Source organism: Brevibacterium sp. SIMBA_078, assembly GCF_046534565.1.
GTDB lineage: Bacteria > Actinomycetota > Actinomycetes > Actinomycetales > Brevibacteriaceae > Brevibacterium.
The window spans coordinates 1-401 of the sequence record NZ_JAWRYQ010000038.1 but is presented as its reverse complement, the minus strand read 5'-3'; the positions used below and the strand labels follow the sequence as shown (position 1 = coordinate 401).

Annotated in this window: 1 protein-coding gene; it reads left to right on the top strand. The window is 38.7% G+C overall.

Translation table 11 applies throughout. The features are described 5' to 3' along the window. Positions 1-37 precede the first annotated feature (37 nt). Positions 38-401: hypothetical protein (locus SB749_RS18760; RefSeq protein WP_410711631.1), on the top strand; the 364-nt coding region annotated here is incomplete at its 3' end.

Below are 401 nucleotides of genomic sequence, written 5' to 3'. Positions count from 1 at the left end.
CCTGGAATGTTAAATAGAGTCTGCTGATACAACAAGCTTGATATATAACTTAGATTGTTATGATCACTATAAAAAAGCTGCCAGTTTATTAACAAAGTCAGAAGAAGAGCTTGGTAGAAAGTTTTTCATTAACCCTTTATTCAATATGTTGTCCACTCAGTTCTCTGAGCTGAGCTACAAAGAGCGCTGTGAGATAGCCATTACTACAATCATGGGTATTACTCCGCCAACGCGCGATCATGTTGCAGATGCAATGAGTATTAGTGTAAGTACGCTACAAAGAAGGCTCAAGGAGGAGGGTACGTCCTTTCAAAGGATTCTAGAAGAAACCAGAAGACAACTGGCTGAGCTGTACTTAACAGAGAAACAACTATCTACAACTGATGTTGCTTATTTATTAG